This is a genomic window from Arthrobacter sp. BG3 (assembly GCF_056680185.1).
Genome location: NZ_CM155270.1, coordinates 3,021,533 through 3,036,279, shown reverse-complemented (window position 1 = coordinate 3,036,279; position 14,747 = coordinate 3,021,533). Strand labels below are relative to the sequence as shown.

Below are 14,747 nucleotides of genomic sequence, written 5' to 3'. Positions count from 1 at the left end.
TGCTTAGCTGCCTGACTCGCCGGCGGAGGCAATCTGCGCGAAGGCCTGCTCGAGGTCGGCGATGAGGTCCTCGACGTCCTCGATGCCGCAGGAGAGCCGGATCAGGTTGACCGGGACGGCCAGCTCGGTGCCCTTGACCGAGGCGTGCGTCATTTCGGAGGGGTAGTTCATCAGGGATTCGATGCCGCCCAGGGACTCCGCGAGGGTGAACACGGAGGTCGATTCGGCCACCTTGCGTGCCGCCGCCTCGCCGCCCTTGAACTGCACGGAGATCATCCCGCCGAATTTCTTCATCTGCTTTTTGGCCAGCTCGTGCCCGGGGTGCGAGGGCAGTCCCGGGTACAGCACGGCCTCCACCTCGGGGCGCGCCAGCAGCCACTCGGCCACGGCCTGGGCGTTGTCGCTGTGCCGGTCCATCCGGACGCCGAGGGTCTTGAGCCCGCGGGTGGTGAGGAAGGCGTCCATCGGGCCGGAGACGGCGCCGACGGCGAACTGGACGAAGCCGATCTTCTCGGCCAGCTCCGCGTCATTGACGACGATGGCGCCGCCGACGACGTCGGAGTGCCCGCCGATGTACTTGGTCGTGGAGTGCACCACGACGTCGGCGCCGAGGGCCAGCGGGTTCTGCAGGTACGGCGAGGCAAAGGTGTTGTCCACCACGAGGAGGGCACCGGCGTCGTGCGCGACCTTGGCGAGGGCGGCGATGTCAGTGATTTTCATCATCGGGTTCGACGGCGTCTCCACCCACACGAGGCGGGTCTTGTTGCCGGCCACGGCCGTCGCGACGGCGTCAAGGTTGGACATGTCCACCGGGGTGTTGCCGATGCCCCACTCCCCCAGCACCCGGGCGATCAGCCGGTAGGTGCCGCCGTAGGCGTCATTCCCGAGCACAATGTGGTCACCCGGTCGGGTGAGGGCGCGGATCATCGAGTCCTCGGCGGCGAGGCCGGAGCTGAAGGAGAACGCGTTGGAGCCGCCCTCCAGCGCGGCGAGCTGCTCCTGCAGCGAGTCACGGGTGGGGTTGGTGCCGCGGCCGTATTCGTAGCCGGCCCGCAGCACGCCGATCGCTTCCTGGGCGTAGGTGGTGGAGAAGTGCACGGGCGGCACGACGGCGCCGGTGCGCGGCTCGAACTCCTGGCCGGCATGCACGGCGCGGGTGTTGAAGCCGGCGTTTTTTATGGAAGACTTTTCGGGCATTGACATTTGCGTTCCTTTCGGCCGGCGGCCGGACGCCCCGGGGGGCGGTCCGGTGTCCGGGTCAGCTGCTGGGGTCAGTTGCTCAGGTAGGCGAGCAGGTCATGGCGGGTGAGGATCCCCACCGCCGCGCCGACGAACGTCACCATGAGGGTGTCCGCGTCGGAGAGGAGTTCGCGGGCGGTCGAGATCGATTCGAGCGAGCCAATCACCGGCAGCCGGGCCTCCATGTGTTCGGAGATCTTGTCCGAGAGTTTCGCCTCGCCGCGGAAGAGCTTCGCGGTCAGGGTGCGTTCGTCGACGGCGCCGAGGACCTCGCCCATCACCACGGGCGGCTCCTGGGACAGCACCGGGATGTGCGAGACGCCGTACTCGTTCATGATGTTGATGACGTCGCGGACGCTCTCGGTGGGGTGGATGTGCACGAGGTCCGGCAGTTCCCCGGTCTTGGCCTTGAGGATCTCGCCCACGGAGGCCTCGTCGCCGCCGGCCAGGAAGCCGTAGGAGCGCATCCACTGGTCGTTGAAGATCTTGGCGAGGTAGCCGCGGCCGGAGTCGGGCAGGATCACGACGACGACGGCGTCCTCCGGCAGGTCCTTTGCGACCTGCAGTGCGGCGACGACGGCCATGCCGGAGGAGCCGCCCACGAGCAGGCCCTCCTCGCGGGCCAGCCGCCGCGTCATCTCGAAGGAGTCCGCGTCGCTGACCGCGATGACGTCATCCGGGACGGCCTTGTCGTAGTTGGCCGGCCACATGTCCTCGCCGACCCCCTCGACGAAGTACGGCCGGCCGGTGCCGCCGGAGTAGACCGAACCTGCGGGGTCGGCGCCGATGATCTTGACCACGCCGCCGTCGGCCTCCGCACGGGCGGCGGAGACTTCCTTGAGGTACCGGCCGGTGCCGGTGATGGTGCCGCCGGTGCCGGCGCCGATCACGCAGTGGGTGACCCGGCCGTCCGTGTCGCGCCAGATTTCCGGGCCGGTGGACTCGTAGTGGCTGGCCGGGGCGGCGGGGTTGGAGAACTGGTCGGGCTTGAACGCGCCGGGGATCTCGGTGACGAGCCGGTCCGAGACGCCGTAGTAGCTGTGCGGGCTGTCGGGGGCGACTGCGGTGGGCGTCACCACGACCTCGGCGCCGTAGGCCTGCAGCACGGCGCGTTTGTCCTCGCCTACCTTGTCCGGCACCACGAAGATGCAGCGGTAGCCCTTCTGCTGCGCCACGAGGGCCAGTCCGACGCCGGTGTTGCCGGAGGTGGGTTCCACGATGGTGCCGCCGGGCAGGAGCTTACCGCTGCGTTCGGCCTCCTCGATCATCTTCACCGCGATGCGGTCCTTGATGGAACCGCCGGGGTTCAGGTATTCCAGCTTCACCAGGACCGTGGCCCCGATGCCGTCGGTAACGTGGTGCAGCTTAACAAGCGGCGTATTGCCGATGAGGTCCAGAACGGACTGGGCGTACTTCATAGGTACAAAGTTACCGTCTCCGCGGCCCGGGGCACGTCGGAACGGCTCCCGGGGCACGTCGGAACGGCTCCCGGGGAGCGCCGGTGCGAAGATAATGCGGTGAACCGTGGGTGTAGCCGATGAGGCTGAAGAGTTACCTGCTCCCGGCCGGCATGCTGGCGGCAGGGTGTGCGGCGCTGCTCACCGGACTGCTGCCCTGGCCGGCGTTCCAGGAGCTGGCCGGCCGCACCGTGCCGGTGCTGGCCTTTGTGGTGGCGATGTCCCTGGTGACGGAACTGGTGGACGACGCCGGGCTGTTCCGGGTGGTGACGGAACGTCTCGCCAGGCTGGGCCGGGGCCGGGTGTTCCTGCTGTGGCTGCTGGTGATCGGCCTGGCCACCGTCTCCACCGTGTTCCTGTCCCTGGACACGACGGCGGTGCTGGTGACCCCCGTCGTCGTGCTGCTGGCGATCCACGCCCGGATCCCGCCGCTGCCCTTTGCCCTGACCACCATCTGGCTGGCCAACACTGCTTCGCTGCTGCTGCCGGTATCGAACCTGACCAATCTGCTCGCCCAGGACCGGCTGCACCTGAGCCCGGCCGCCTTCGCTTCCCTGCTCTGGGCGCCGGCGCTGGTGGGGATCATGGTCCCGGTCGTGCTGCTGTGGCTGGCCTTCCGGAAGGACCTCGCCGGCCGCTACGGGCCGCAGCCGGTCCACAAGCCGCGGGACAGGGTGCTGCTGTATTCGGCGTCGGGGGTGATGGTGCTGCTGCTGCCCGCGCTTGTCTCCGGTGTGCCCGTGCAGTATCCGGCGATCGCGGCGGCGGCGGTCCTGCTGGGCCTCTTCCTCTGGCGCCGCCGCTCGGCGCTGCGCTGGTCCATGGTCCCCTGGCGGCCGCTTATGCTCACCTCGGGGCTGTTCATGGTGGTGGAGGCCCTGCACGCGAACGGCCTGACCCGGTTCCTGTCCGGTATCGCCGGCTCCGGCGAGTCCCTTCCGGCACTGCTGCAACTCGCGGGCCTGGGCGCCGGGGCCGCGAATGCGGTCAACAACCTGCCGGCCTACCTCGCCCTGGAACCGGCCGGCGACTCGCCGGTGCGGCTCGCGGCGCTGCTGATCGGCGTGAACCTCGGCCCGCTGGTGACCCCGTGGGCCTCGCTGGCCACACTGCTCTGGCACGAACGACTCCGGACGCTCAACGTCGAGATCCGCTGGGGCGGCTTCGCGGTCGCCGGCCTCGCCGCCGCCGCCCTCACCGTGCCGCTCGCGGTCGTGGCGCTGTGGCTCGCCACCGGGAGGCACTGACCGGAGGCAGGCGCCGGGCGCGGCGCGGGGTGGCTCGAGGCCGTCAGGCGCCGATGTCGTTTTCGGTGGCCGGGGAGCCGGCTCCGCCGCCGGGCACCGCGTTCTGCCACAGGCCCACAATGTTGCCCTCGGAGTCCTTGAAGTAGGCGTTCCAGCCGGACCCTGGCACCTCCATCTTTTCCCGGTGAACGGAACCGCCGTGCGCCGCGATTTGCTCCAGGGCGGCGTCAATGTCCGCCACATCCACCGTCACCACCGGGGCAGTGAGCTGGTCCGTACGCCGGAACAGTCCGCCGTTGATGGAGCCGGACACCGCGGGCCGGCCATGCTCGTCCATCGGCGTGGTCATGGCGAGGCTATAGTCCATCTCCGGCAGCACCTGGAATTCCCAGCCGAAGATCGAACTGTAGAAGTCCCGCGCGCGGCTCTCGTCGTCTGCGGGGATCTCGAAATGTACTACTCCACCAGCCATCACATGCTCCTAGGAAGAAGGGATCCGGGCCCGGCGGCGGGCGCGGCCGGGCCGTGCCACAGGCGGAGTCTAGCCCCGCCAACGCGGGAGGATAAGGGGCCTACGGCCCATGCCGCGGATGCCCCCGGTACGGCTGCTGTCAGGCGTTCGTGGAATCATGGTCGGATGACCATTGCAGACGTCCCCGCCGGCTTGGCCGCCGCGGCGGACGCCTCGCTGCGCTGGCACCCGGGCGGCCCCTTCGACCTGTCCCAAACGGTCGGCACGCTCCTGCGGGGGCACGGCGATCCGTCCATCCGCACCATGCCGGACGGCCTGTGGCTGGGATTCACGACGCCCTCGGGGCCGGCCACCGTCCGCCTCACCGCCGCCGGCCCGCGTGCGGAACCGGCCGTCGAGGTCCAGGCCTGGGGGCCGGGCGCGGCCGATGCCGCCAACTCCGCCCCGCGGATGCTGGGCAGCGACGACGACTGGTCCGGTTTTGACGAGCCCGCGTTCCACGCCACGCTCCCCCGGATGGTCGTTGAGGCCCGGCACCGGAACCCCGCCGTGCGGCTGCCTTCCACAGGGCGCCTCATCGACTCCCTCGTTCCCACGATCCTGGAACAGAAGGTGACCGTGATCGAGGCCCGGCGCGGCTACCGCTATCTCATGTACCGCTTCGGGACCCCGGCGCCGGGCGCCGGCACCGTCGCGCCGGCCAATCTGCTGGTGCAGCCCACGCCCGAGCAGTGGCTGCGCATCCCGTCCTGGGAATGGCACAAGGCCGGGGTGGGCCCGCAGCGGTCGGCGACCGTGATGCGCGCGCTGCGTTCCGCCGTCGCACTGGAACGGCTGGCCGCGGTGCCGGCCGCGGAGGCCTCCGCGAAGCTGCAGACCATTCCCGGCATCGGCGCATGGACGGCCGCGGAGGTGGTGCAGCGCACGCACGGCTGCCCGGACTCGATTGCCGTGGGCGACTACCACCTGGCGGCGTATGTGGGCGCGGCGCTGACCGGCCGCAGGACGGACGACGCCGGCATGCTCCGGCTGCTGGCCCCGTGGGCCGGGCACCGGCAGCGCGTGGTCCGGATGATCGGCCTCAGCGGCTTCCGCAAACCGACCTTCGGCCCGCGGATGACCATCCAGGACCACCGCGCCCACTAATCCCACCCTCCCCTGACTGCAACGCGGGGTCACTTACGGCCCGTCCGGAGCCCCTTTATGGGCGCGATCTGACTCCGCGTTGCTGTCTGGGGGCGGGTCAGGCACGACCGGGCCGGACCCGCTTGATTCGGTCGATGACGCCCTCGAAACCTTCGGCCAGGTCATCGGCGTTGACTTTGAAGTAGGCCCAGCCCGCGTGGCGGAACGCCTCGTCCCGCCGGTTGTCGCGGGACTGCTGTTCCCGCGTGAGGTGGGGCGCGCCGTCGTACTGGATGGCGATCCGGTACCTCCGGTAGCCCAGGTCGGCAGCCGGCGAGCGCGGGTCCTCCGGCTCCAGTCGCAGCTGCAGTTCCGGCTCGGGCAGGCCCGCGTCCAGCAGCGCCAGCCGGAGGAAGGTCTCCGGGAAGGAGTCGGCCCCCACCCGCATCTCGTCCAGTGCAAGCCGGGCTTTCTCGACCCCCTTCATGTTGGGGTGCTGGCGGATGAGCAGCCGCAGCCCTTCCTTGTGGGCGTAGGGCTGGGACCGCTGCTCGAGGCCCGGGCGGGGTCTGCGGATGATCTGGTCGCCCAGGGCGATGAGGTAGTTCAGCGGCAGGTCCGCGGCCAGATCCAGCCAGGTCCGCGGCGGCGCCGTCACGGGGATGCCGTCGACGTCGGTCCTCTCACCGGGGTTGGACCGCACGCGGTGGCCGGTGACCCCGGCCCGCCGGACCCGGGGCAGCGCATGCGGCTTGCTGAGGTGGATGGTGGAGCACTCCCCCAGCCACGGGGGCAGGCCGAGCAGGGTCAGGACGGCGGCGGTTTCGTGGGACACCCAGGCGCCCGGCGTGGCGGCGGCCAGGATGCGGGCGCGTTCGACGATCCCCAGGTGCCGGCCGGCGGGCAGGTAGATGAGGCGGCCGCCGTCGGACAGGTCACGGGCCCGCAGCCGTTTGGGCGGGACCCCCAGCGCGCGGGACTCATAGACCGTGAACGGGGTCTGGACGAGGCTGTCGGGGAGCGGCGCGATGCGGACCATGCGACCCATTGTGGCCCCGAACCAACGAGGGCGCAGAGGTTATCCACAGCCCCCGGATTCCTACCAACGCGGGGTCACTTACGGCCCATGCCGGGGGCATTTATGGGCGCGATGTGACCCCGCGTTGGTGTGAAGGGCGGTGATGCCAGGGGCCGGGGCCGTCAGAGGCCCAGGCGGGCGACGGCTTCCTGGCGCATGTCCACCTTGCGGATCTTGCCGGAAACGGTCATCGGGAAGTCCTCGCGCACGTCCACGTAGCGCGGGATCTTGTAGTGCGCCAGCTTCCCGCGGCAGAACCCGGCCAGGCTGACCGCATCCATCGGGCCGGCGCCGGGCTTGAGGATCACGCAGGCCATCAGTTCCTCGCCGTACCGGGCGTCGGGGACGCCGATCACCTGCACGTCCTGGATGTCCGGGTGGGTGTACAGGAATTCCTCGATTTCGCGGGGGTAGACGTTCTCGCCGCCGCGGATCACCATGTCCTTGATCCGGCCCTCGATCACGATGTAGCCGTCCTCATCCATCCGGGCCAGGTCGCCGGTGTGCATCCAGCCCCCTTCATCAATCGCCTCGGCGGTCTTCTCCGGCTGGTTCCAGTAGCCCTTCATCACGGAGTACCCGCGGGTGCACAGTTCGCCGATCTCGCCGCGCTGCAGCACCGCCCCGGTCATCGGGTCCACGATCTGGCTCTCGAGCTGCGGCATGGTCCGGCCCACACTCTCGGTGCGCTGGGCCATGGTGTCCACGCTGCGGGTCATGGTTGACACCGGCGAGGTCTCCGTCATCCCGTAGCAGATGGCCACGTCGGACATGTTCATCTCGGAGATGACGCGGTTCATCACCTCGATCGGGCACAGCGAGCCCGCCATCACCCCGGTGCGCAGGGTCGAGAGGTCGTAGGACGCGAAGTCCGGCAGGGCGAGTTCGGCGATGAACATCGTCGGCACCCCATACAGCGACGTCCCGCCGAAGTCCTGCACCGCCTCCAGCGCTGCGGCGGGAGTGAACCCGCGGCCGGGAATGATGGTGGCGCAGCCATGGCTGAGGGCGGCCAGGTTCCCAATCACCATGCCGAAGCAGTGGTAAAACGGCACCGGAAGCACCACCCGGTCGTGCTCGGTGTACTCCAGCAGCTCGCCGATCGAGTGGCCGTTGTTCAGGATGTTGTAGTGCGAGAGCGTGGCACCCTTGGGGAACCCGGTCGTGCCGGAGGTGTACTGCAGGTTGATCGCGTCGTGCGGGTCCAGTTCGGCCATCCGGGCCTTGAGGTCGACATGGGCGACGTCGTCGGCCCGCTTGAGCAGCTCCGCGAACGTCCGCTCCGCCTCGGATTCGGGGACCCCGGCCGTCAGGGCCGGCAGGCCTGCGTCGGGAAGGAAGACGAGTTCGCGCAGCTCCGGGCATCCAGCCAGCGCCTGCCGGGCCATGCCGGTGTAGTCGCTGTTGCGGTCCGACGGCGCCGCGACCAGCATCCGCATGCCGTTCTGCTTGACGACGAACTCCAGCTCGTGGCTGCGGTAGGCGGGGTTGACGTTGACAAGGATCGCCCCGGTCTTGGCCGTGGCGTACTGCAGGATGGTCCACTCGGCGCAGTTCGGGCTCCAGATGCCGATCCGGTCGCCCTTGGCCACGCCCAGGGCCAGCAGCGCGCGGGCCACGCGGTCGACGTCGTCGTTCAGTTTGGTGTAGCTCCAGCGCCGGGCTTCTTCCCCGGGCACGGCCGCGGCCTCGATCAGGGCGTCCTGGAAGGGGAACCTGGCCACGATCCGTTCGAAATTGTCGCCGATGGTTTCCTCGAGCAGCGGGACGTCAGTGTCCCCGGCTGTGTATGCAAGCATGATGTGACGCTACCAACACTCGGCCGGCAAAAGAAGAGTAAAGCTTGGATGTCCTACGAAATCTTCGGGACACTGAGCCGCGGCCCGGTATTGTGAAAAGCATGAGCGCACCCATTGACCTTCAGGCCATCTTCATTCCCAACGACGGCGAGTTCTTCCGTGTGAAGCTCGCGCTGGAGATCGCGATCGACGAGGTGGTCACCGAACCCGGCTGCATCCGGTACGAGCTGACCGAGGCCACCGAGGACCGGCTGGTGCTGACCGAACAGTGGGCCTCGCAGGAGGACCTGGACAAGCACTCGAAGGGCTCCGCGGTCCAGGACCTCAACGAGTCCCTCAGCGCGCTGCTGGCCGAACCGGTCAAACTCGTCCACCTCTAAACACTCCCCCAACAAAGACAACGCGGGGTCACTCCTCGCCCATAAATCGGAAGATCATGGGCGCGAAGTGACCCCGCGTTGCTGTGTTGCTGTGGCGCTATGTTGCTGCGCGCTGTGTGCAGCGTTTTGTGTGCCGGTCAGATGCGGAGCGGTTAGGCCTCCGGGATCTGGCTGCCGTCCTGCTTGCCGGCGGCCTCGGCCTGGGACCGGGCCACGTGCGCGTGGACTTCGTCCATATCGAGGGCCTTGACGGCGTCGACGACCTGCTCCAGCTGCTGGGCGTTCAGGGCGCCCGGCTGCGAGAACACGAGGACCTTTTCGCGGAACGCCATCAGCGTCGGGATGGACGTGATGCCGGCCTCGGCGGCGAGCTGCTGCTCGGCTTCGGTGTCCACCTTGGTGAAGACGACGTCCTTGTGCTTCTCGGACACTGCGGCGTATGTGGGTCCGAACTGCTTGCACGGACCGCACCATTCGGCCCAGAAATCGACGAGGACAATGTCGTTGTCCTCGACGGTAGATGCGAACTGTTCACCTGTAATGTCTACGGTAGCCATGGGTCAACGGTACGCGAGCAGCCCCGCCTTGTCCCCTGCATTTCGCTGTTGGCACAGCCATGTGACGGCCCTCCGCCGCAGACCGCAGGCCGCCCCGGAGCCCGGAATCTAGGCCCAGGCGTGCGGCGCCGGCCGCCGGGCCCCGGGCAGGGCGTTGGTTTCGCGCCATTCATGGATCCATTCGGGCAGGACCAGATCCGCCGGCGGCGTCCCGAACTCACGGATGATTTCGTCCTGGCTGACCGGCTTGCCCTTGCTGACCAGCCGGGTGGCGATGAAGGCGCGGGCGTAGATTTCCCCGTCCACCACCATGCGCTGTTCGAAGTAGATGGCCTTCTCGTCAAGGCCAATGATCTTCGTTTCGATCGTGTACCGCTGCCACATTTGCAGCGACCGGCGGAAGGCGATGGTCTCCCCCGCGGCCACGGGGCTCCATCCGCGGCGGCGCATGGCCTGCCAGGTTCCGCTGCGGGCCATCAGGTCGAACCGGCCCAGGTCCATCAGGGAGAAATACATGCCGTTGTTGACATGCATCGCAATGTCGATGTCGGTCGGGAGGACCTTCAAAGGCAGCGACGCGGTGTCCCAGATGCTCAGCGGGGAGCGGCGGGAGGACGTGAAGAGCAGCAAAAGCGTGCGGAGGAGCAGGTGCATGGGAATTATGTTACCCGCGAGTAACAACACTGCCAAGGACCGAGACCGTGGCTTTGGGTCCGGGGCCGCGGATCAGCCAGCAGTTGCCGGCCCCGATCACCCGCTGCTCCCGCGGGTCCGCGTGCGGCAGCACCAGCGCGGTGTTCTCATCGACGGCCACCGACTTATCGACCATGCCGTGCACGACGGCCGCGACGGCACGGCCCAGCGTTCCGGCCTGCGCGGCGTGGACGTCGACGGCGAAGGGCACGAGGCCCAGCCCTTCGCGGAGCTCCACCTCCCCGAGCCCCTCGGAGGATTCCTCCGGGCACACCTCGGCGCCGCGGACCCGGTAGCCGCCGACAATCGCCTTCTCCGGCGCAATCATCGCCCCCGCGGAGAACCCCAGATACGGGGCGCCCGCCTGGACCGCCCGGCGGATGGCGGCCGCGGCGGGCCGCAGACCCGCCAGGTAGACAGGGGTGGGGCCGCCCCCGACGACGATCGCGTCGACGCCGTCGAACACGCCGGGCTCCACGGATCCGCCGCGGCGGAGCGGGACCGTGGCCACTTCACACGGGGTCCGGCGGTGCAGGGGGTCCAGGTAGGCGGGCAGGAAGTATTCGGAACTGCCTTCGTGGTCAACCAGGACCACCGCGATCCGCGGCAGCCTGCCGTCCCCGGCCCGCTGCCGGACCTCCGCGGTGAACTGGTCGAAGATCACGGGAGTGGTCACAGTATCCGGGCCGCCGCCGACCAGATAGATGCTCATGGCTACAACGTACCCGGACCGCTCCCGTGTCGGGGCACAAATCCGTATTACCGTTGCCGGATGACATCCGACCTGACCGTCAGGGCCGCCGTGCCGGACGACGCCGCGGGCATTGCGCGGGTGCACATCCAGGCGTGGCGCGAGAGCTACGCCCACCTGCTGCCGGCCGAGGCACTGGCGGGACTGCAGCAGGCCCCGCGGGAGGCCAGATGGGATGCAATCCTCGCCGCCCCCGTCTCGGATACCTGGGTGGCCTGTGCGGGGACCGCCATCGTCGGCTGGGCGAGTGCCGGGGCGGGACGCGATGACGACGGACCGCACCCCCGGGAGCTGGAGGGAATCTACGTGCTGGCCAGCCACCACGGCTCGGGGGCCGGGCAGATGCTGCTGGACGCAGCCGTGGGCGACGGCGGCGCGTACCTCTGGATTGCGGAAGGCAACCCGCGCGCTTTAGCCTTTTACCGGCGCAACGGCTTCGTCCCCGACGGGGCCACCGCGGAGCATGAGCTGGCCGGCACGCCGGTCCGCATCCTGCGGATGGTGCGCTGAGCCGGGCGCAGAACAGAACGCGGAGCCGAGCGTGGAGCCGAACGGAACCGGCGTCAGCCGGCGGCGACCAGTTCAGCTTCGAAGCCGTCCGAATTCACCAGGTATGCGGCAAAGTGGTCCGGGCCGCCGGCGTGCGGGTACTTCCCCGGGAACAGTTCACGCCAGCCGTGCGCGACGGCGGCCGCCGCCAGGGCGTCGACCTCGCGACGGGTCCCCGCGCTGAAGGCCAGGTGGTTGAGCCCGGCGGCGGTGCGGTCGTGCGCGCGGCCGCTCAGGGCCGGGGATTCCTCGACGACGATGTACGTGGTCCCGCGCCGCCAGCTGCACCCGTCGGGCCAGTCCTGGTAGTCCTGGTAGCCGAGCCGGGCCAGGAGCCAGCCCCATTCGTCCCTGGCGCGGCCAAGGTCCGGCACCCACAGTTCGACATGGTGCAGGGCGCCGCGGGTTTCGTCAGTCACCCTGAGATTCTCGCACGACGCAGGGGCACGGGCTCCCCGGACCCTGCCCACTCAGGGCAGGATGCGCTTCAAAACAGGATGCGCTGGAAGAGGAGGTGGTCCTGCCAGTCGCCGGCAATCTTGAGGTAGGCCGGGGCCAGGCCGATCTCCGTGAAGCCGGAGCGCTTGAGGATCTTCTGCGACGCAGCGTTGTGCTGGAGGGTCGCGGCCTGCAGCCGGTGCAGCCCCAGCTCGTCCCGCGCCGCTTCGACGGCGAAAGCGACCGCCGCGGCGCCGATCCCGCGCCCGTTGTAGTCCTTGTCCACCCAGTACCCGAGGTGGGCGCTGAGGAACGGCCCCCGGACGATGCCGCTGAGGCTCATCAGCCCGACAATCGCCTCGCCGTCCGTCAGGACCCACGGGATATCGGATCCGGCGATGAACAGGGCCAGCTTGGACTGGACGCTCACCATCTGGCCGTCGGCGGTGAAGAACTCCTCGGCCCGCAGCGGCTCCCAGGGTGCCAGATGTTCGCGGTTTCGCAGGTACGCCGCGCACATGGCTTCCGCGTCGGAGGCTCTCAGGATCCGGATCCGGACGCTGCCGGCCAGGGGGGTGCTGTTGCCTGTCATCCGAGGACTCAGCCCGGGGTCTGCCGGTACGCCGGCACACGCTTGGGCGGGCGCGGACGTTCCGGCAGGGCCGGAAGATCGTCAGAGACGGACATGGCTTCTATCCTTGCACCGCCCGTCAACCCCCGCCGGCATGCGGCGCAGCCCGCCACCCGGCCCGGCGGACAGGACGACGGCGGGCACCGCCCTCAGCTCCCCTGTAGTTGGCGGCAGCTCAGGCTTCGTCGTCGTCGTCGTCATCTTCGCTCGAATCGGTGCCCCGGACAATCACGCTTTCGACGCCGTGCAGATCCATCAGCGGGAGGACGAGGTTCCGCAGCGGATGGCGCCCGAAGAACCGGACCTCCATGGAGACCATCGGCCGCTGCTCGTCCCCGGTCCGCCGGGTGCGCAGGATCGAGGAGCTGAACCCCATGGTGGTGGCGATTTCCAGGACCTGCCGCAACACGCCCTGGCCGTCGGCGTAATCGATGTGCATGACACGGTTCCGGTCCACGGAGGGGATTCTGCGGACCGCCGGCGCAATCACGAACAGGGTGATGAGGTGGAAAATTGTCAGCACCACCCCCAGGGAGACCATGCCCGCCCCGCAGGCCATGCCCACCGCGGCGGACACCCAGATGGTGGCGGCCGTCGTGAGGCCGCGGACCACATCCCGGCCCTTGAAGATGACGCCGGCGCCCAGGAACCCGATCCCGCTCACGATCTGGGCCGCGATCCGCGACGGGTCGACGGCTGCTCCGGGCTCCCTCACGAACGCGAAACCGTAGGCGGAGACAAGGGTGAAGGCGCAGGAGCCGAGTCCCACCAGCACGTGCGTCCGGTACCCCGCGCTCTTCTGCCGGACCTGCCGCTCGATGCCGATCAGGGAGCACAGCACGAACGTCGCGAGCAGCAGTCCGGCCTCAACCAGGCTGGTGTCCGTGAAGAACGCGAACATTTCGACCGCCTTCCTTGGCCAGTCAGGCGAGGCGGACCGGCCGGAGATCACTGTCCCTACGGCTGACTCTAGCAAGGCCGCCGTCAGCCGTCGCCGGGCTCTTTTTCAGGCCCGTCGGCGTCTCTTTCAGGCCCGTCGGCGTCTCTTTCGGGCCCGTCGCCGGGTTCCCCGCCGGGCTCTTGTCCAGGCCCGTTCCCGGGTTCGCCGGCTGCCTCATCGGGGTCATCGAGAGGCTGGCTGTAGGGTGCCCGGGCCGCCCCGGAGTACAGCTCGTCCAGGCGTTCGTTCAGGGCGTGGGCGAGGATGTCGCGTTGAAGTGCGGGCAGGGCGATGGCGCCGTGGATGTAGGCCTCGACCTCGAATTGTCCGGCCTGGCCGCCGAGCGTGAAGTACCTCAGCCAGAGCTCTTCAATACTGACGTCGCCATGGCGAAGCGATTCGGCGAATCGCCGCCGCTGCTCGCTCTCCTCGCCGCCCAAGGCCATGCCGTCGTCCTGCGCTTAGTTTTCGAGGGGGCTGGCTGCGGCCAGCAGCTCCGCCGCGACCCGGGCCAGGGGCTTTCCCGACTGCCGCGAGAGCGTCATCAGATCCCGAAATGCCTCTTCATCACTGGTGCCTTTGCGGGCCATCAGCAGGCCTTTGGCCATGCTGATCGCGTCCCTCTGCGCCAGGGATTCCTGCAAACGGTCGCTCAGCGTCAGGGCAGCCTCGCGGGCCTGTGAGTGGATGACAAAAAGCGTTGCCTGTTCGGCAAAGAGCTCGGCCAAGCGGACCATGCCGTTGCCAAGCTGCTGACCGCCGTCCGAGTAGACCTTGACGGCGCCCAATGCCAGGTCGCCTGACAGCAGCGGGCAGCTCACCGACGACGAAATTCCCAGGGCGGCCGCGGCGGGGGTCCAGCGCGACCACCGCCGTTCGGAAGCCAGATTCTCGACCAGAACGGTTTCACCGCTGGCCCAGGCCGTGATGCACGGGCCTTCCCCCAGCTCGTACTGGAGCGCATCGGCTTCAGCCACGACGGCGTCGGACGCGGCCGTCGTCTGCCGCAGCCCCGAACCGTTGATCAGGCTCACGCCCGCCCCGATAGAGCCCGGAATCGCCGCCGTCGCGGCGTCCGTGATCAGCCGGAGGGCGTGGGCCACCGTCTGCTCTGTCAGCAGCAGCCTAGAGGCCCGGGCAAAAACGGCGGTGATCTCGTCAGCCAGCGGCAGGTCCACGCTCATATTCACCTCAGGGTCCATACTGGCGCAGACGCCAGCCGGCGCGTATCGCCGCAGGACTCAAGCATACGGCGGGCCGGCGGGGCGCGCCTGTATTCACGGTCCACCGCAGGGAGTAGTGTCGCTAGTAGCTTGATCTCAGCCTTGAGGGTCCATAGGTTTCGCTATTTGGGTTGCGGGCGATTAAGAGTTCGCAACCGCTAAGCAGGC

17 protein-coding genes are annotated in these 14,747 nt (G+C 68.9%); 4 read left to right on the top strand and 13 right to left on the bottom strand.

What is annotated here, in order from left to right; all coding sequences use genetic code 11:
- Nucleotides 1–3: 3 nt before the first annotated feature.
- Together AC1MFL_RS13635 and AC1MFL_RS13630 are read right to left on the bottom strand one after the other, a co-directional pair.
- Nucleotides 4–1,203 (bottom strand): cystathionine gamma-synthase, encoded by a 1,200-nt coding sequence (locus AC1MFL_RS13635; protein ID WP_479810423.1) that lies wholly within the window; start codon nucleotides 1,201–1,203, stop codon nucleotides 4–6.
- 68 nt (nucleotides 1,204–1,271) lie between these two features.
- Nucleotides 1,272–2,657 carry a cystathionine beta-synthase gene (locus AC1MFL_RS13630; protein WP_479810422.1) on the bottom strand — a complete coding sequence of 462 codons (1,386 nt, stop codon included), beginning with the start codon at nucleotides 2,655–2,657 and terminating at the stop codon, nucleotides 1,272–1,274.
- Nucleotides 2,658–2,776: 119 nt separating this feature from the next.
- Here AC1MFL_RS13630 and AC1MFL_RS13625 point away from each other — a divergent pair, with 119 nt between their 5' ends.
- Nucleotides 2,777–3,943, top strand: coding sequence for an SLC13 family permease (locus AC1MFL_RS13625; RefSeq protein ID WP_479810421.1), 1,167 nt, complete (start codon nucleotides 2,777–2,779; stop codon nucleotides 3,941–3,943).
- A gap of 43 nt (nucleotides 3,944–3,986) precedes the next feature.
- Here AC1MFL_RS13625 and AC1MFL_RS13620 read toward each other — a convergent pair whose 3' ends face one another.
- The gene (locus AC1MFL_RS13620) at nucleotides 3,987–4,415 is read right to left on the bottom strand and encodes a VOC family protein (protein ID WP_479810420.1); all 429 of its coding nucleotides are present in this window, start codon (nucleotides 4,413–4,415) and stop codon (nucleotides 3,987–3,989) included.
- 165 nt (nucleotides 4,416–4,580) lie between these two features.
- On the opposite strand from AC1MFL_RS13620, the gene AC1MFL_RS13615 reads away from it, so the two are divergent.
- Nucleotides 4,581–5,561, top strand: coding sequence for a DNA-3-methyladenine glycosylase family protein (locus tag AC1MFL_RS13615; RefSeq protein WP_479810419.1), 981 nt, complete (start codon nucleotides 4,581–4,583; stop codon nucleotides 5,559–5,561).
- A 97-nt stretch (nucleotides 5,562–5,658) separates the two neighbouring features.
- Here AC1MFL_RS13615 and AC1MFL_RS13610 read toward each other — a convergent pair whose 3' ends face one another.
- Together AC1MFL_RS13610 and AC1MFL_RS13605 are read right to left on the bottom strand one after the other, a co-directional pair.
- Nucleotides 5,659–6,579, bottom strand: coding sequence for a hypothetical protein (locus AC1MFL_RS13610; protein WP_479810418.1), 921 nt, complete (start codon nucleotides 6,577–6,579; stop codon nucleotides 5,659–5,661).
- Between the two features lie 161 nt (nucleotides 6,580–6,740).
- Complete coding sequence (locus AC1MFL_RS13605) at nucleotides 6,741–8,417, bottom strand: AMP-binding protein (protein WP_479810417.1); 1,677 nt, start codon at nucleotides 8,415–8,417, stop codon at nucleotides 6,741–6,743.
- A 101-nt stretch (nucleotides 8,418–8,518) separates the two neighbouring features.
- Between AC1MFL_RS13605 and AC1MFL_RS13600 the strand changes: the two genes are divergently transcribed.
- Complete coding sequence (locus AC1MFL_RS13600; protein ID WP_226758396.1) at nucleotides 8,519–8,797, top strand: putative quinol monooxygenase; 279 nt, start codon at nucleotides 8,519–8,521, stop codon at nucleotides 8,795–8,797.
- Nucleotides 8,798–8,949: 152 nt separating this feature from the next.
- Here AC1MFL_RS13600 and trxA read toward each other — a convergent pair whose 3' ends face one another.
- The 3 genes from trxA to AC1MFL_RS13585 all read right to left on the bottom strand — a co-directional run bounded on the left by trxA (nucleotide 8,950) and on the right by AC1MFL_RS13585 (nucleotide 10,759).
- Nucleotides 8,950–9,354 carry a thioredoxin gene (gene trxA, locus AC1MFL_RS13595; RefSeq protein WP_479810416.1) on the bottom strand — a complete coding sequence of 135 codons (405 nt, stop codon included), beginning with the start codon at nucleotides 9,352–9,354 and terminating at the stop codon, nucleotides 8,950–8,952.
- Nucleotides 9,355–9,462: 108 nt separating this feature from the next.
- Nucleotides 9,463–10,008 carry an acyl-CoA thioesterase gene (locus AC1MFL_RS13590; RefSeq protein ID WP_479810415.1) on the bottom strand — a complete coding sequence of 182 codons (546 nt, stop codon included), beginning with the start codon at nucleotides 10,006–10,008 and terminating at the stop codon, nucleotides 9,463–9,465.
- A gap of 10 nt (nucleotides 10,009–10,018) precedes the next feature.
- On the bottom strand, nucleotides 10,019–10,759 hold the full coding sequence (locus AC1MFL_RS13585; protein WP_479810414.1) for a Type 1 glutamine amidotransferase-like domain-containing protein: 741 nt from the start codon (nucleotides 10,757–10,759) through the stop codon (nucleotides 10,019–10,021).
- 60 nt (nucleotides 10,760–10,819) lie between these two features.
- On the opposite strand from AC1MFL_RS13585, the gene AC1MFL_RS13580 reads away from it, so the two are divergent.
- Nucleotides 10,820–11,308, top strand: coding sequence for an N-acetyltransferase family protein (locus AC1MFL_RS13580; protein ID WP_479810413.1), 489 nt, complete (start codon nucleotides 10,820–10,822; stop codon nucleotides 11,306–11,308).
- A 53-nt stretch (nucleotides 11,309–11,361) separates the two neighbouring features.
- Here the strand turns inward: AC1MFL_RS13580 and AC1MFL_RS13575 are convergent, their stop codons facing one another.
- The 5 genes from AC1MFL_RS13575 to AC1MFL_RS13555 form a co-directional block, all read right to left on the bottom strand.
- Nucleotides 11,362–11,766 (bottom strand): VOC family protein, encoded by a 405-nt coding sequence (locus tag AC1MFL_RS13575; protein ID WP_479810412.1) that lies wholly within the window; start codon nucleotides 11,764–11,766, stop codon nucleotides 11,362–11,364.
- 68 nt (nucleotides 11,767–11,834) lie between these two features.
- Nucleotides 11,835–12,377 carry a GNAT family N-acetyltransferase gene (locus tag AC1MFL_RS13570; RefSeq protein WP_479810411.1) on the bottom strand — a complete coding sequence of 181 codons (543 nt, stop codon included), beginning with the start codon at nucleotides 12,375–12,377 and terminating at the stop codon, nucleotides 11,835–11,837.
- Between the two features lie 214 nt (nucleotides 12,378–12,591).
- Nucleotides 12,592–13,317 (bottom strand): MgtC/SapB family protein, encoded by a 726-nt coding sequence (locus AC1MFL_RS13565; protein WP_479810410.1) that lies wholly within the window; start codon nucleotides 13,315–13,317, stop codon nucleotides 12,592–12,594.
- Nucleotides 13,318–13,400: 83 nt separating this feature from the next.
- Nucleotides 13,401–13,802 (bottom strand): hypothetical protein, encoded by a 402-nt coding sequence (locus AC1MFL_RS13560; RefSeq protein WP_479810409.1) that lies wholly within the window; start codon nucleotides 13,800–13,802, stop codon nucleotides 13,401–13,403.
- Between the two features lie 15 nt (nucleotides 13,803–13,817).
- Entirely contained in the window at nucleotides 13,818–14,540 is a 723-nt protein-coding gene (locus tag AC1MFL_RS13555) for an ANTAR domain-containing protein (protein WP_479815463.1), read from the bottom strand.
- Between the last annotated feature and the right edge of the window lie 207 nt (nucleotides 14,541–14,747).

Excerpts from the sequence above, each read along its gene's own strand:
- AC1MFL_RS13635 (WP_479810423.1), bottom strand. The coding sequence starts at position 1,203 with ATGTCAATGCCCGAAAAGTCTTCCATAAAAAACGCCGGCTTCAACACC.
- AC1MFL_RS13630 (WP_479810422.1), bottom strand. The coding sequence starts at position 2,657 with ATGAAGTACGCCCAGTCCGTTCTGGACCTCATCGGCAATACGCCGCTT.
- AC1MFL_RS13625 (WP_479810421.1), top strand. The coding sequence starts at position 2,777 with ATGAGGCTGAAGAGTTACCTGCTCCCGGCCGGCATGCTGGCGGCAGGG.
- AC1MFL_RS13620 (WP_479810420.1), bottom strand. The coding sequence starts at position 4,415 with ATGGCTGGTGGAGTAGTACATTTCGAGATCCCCGCAGACGACGAGAGC.
- AC1MFL_RS13615 (WP_479810419.1), top strand. The coding sequence starts at position 4,581 with ATGACCATTGCAGACGTCCCCGCCGGCTTGGCCGCCGCGGCGGACGCC.
- AC1MFL_RS13610 (WP_479810418.1), bottom strand. The coding sequence starts at position 6,579 with ATGGTCCGCATCGCGCCGCTCCCCGACAGCCTCGTCCAGACCCCGTTC.
- AC1MFL_RS13605 (WP_479810417.1), bottom strand. The coding sequence starts at position 8,417 with ATGCTTGCATACACAGCCGGGGACACTGACGTCCCGCTGCTCGAGGAA.
- AC1MFL_RS13600 (WP_226758396.1), top strand. The coding sequence starts at position 8,519 with ATGAGCGCACCCATTGACCTTCAGGCCATCTTCATTCCCAACGACGGC.
- trxA (WP_479810416.1), bottom strand. The coding sequence starts at position 9,354 with ATGGCTACCGTAGACATTACAGGTGAACAGTTCGCATCTACCGTCGAG.
- AC1MFL_RS13590 (WP_479810415.1), bottom strand. The coding sequence starts at position 10,008 with ATGCACCTGCTCCTCCGCACGCTTTTGCTGCTCTTCACGTCCTCCCGC.
- AC1MFL_RS13585 (WP_479810414.1), bottom strand. The coding sequence starts at position 10,759 with ATGAGCATCTATCTGGTCGGCGGCGGCCCGGATACTGTGACCACTCCC.
- AC1MFL_RS13580 (WP_479810413.1), top strand. The coding sequence starts at position 10,820 with ATGACATCCGACCTGACCGTCAGGGCCGCCGTGCCGGACGACGCCGCG.
- AC1MFL_RS13570 (WP_479810411.1), bottom strand. The coding sequence starts at position 12,377 with ATGACAGGCAACAGCACCCCCCTGGCCGGCAGCGTCCGGATCCGGATC.
- AC1MFL_RS13565 (WP_479810410.1), bottom strand. The coding sequence starts at position 13,317 with ATGTTCGCGTTCTTCACGGACACCAGCCTGGTTGAGGCCGGACTGCTG.
- AC1MFL_RS13560 (WP_479810409.1), bottom strand. The coding sequence starts at position 13,802 with ATGGCCTTGGGCGGCGAGGAGAGCGAGCAGCGGCGGCGATTCGCCGAA.
- AC1MFL_RS13555 (WP_479815463.1), bottom strand. The coding sequence starts at position 14,540 with ATGAGCGTGGACCTGCCGCTGGCTGACGAGATCACCGCCGTTTTTGCC.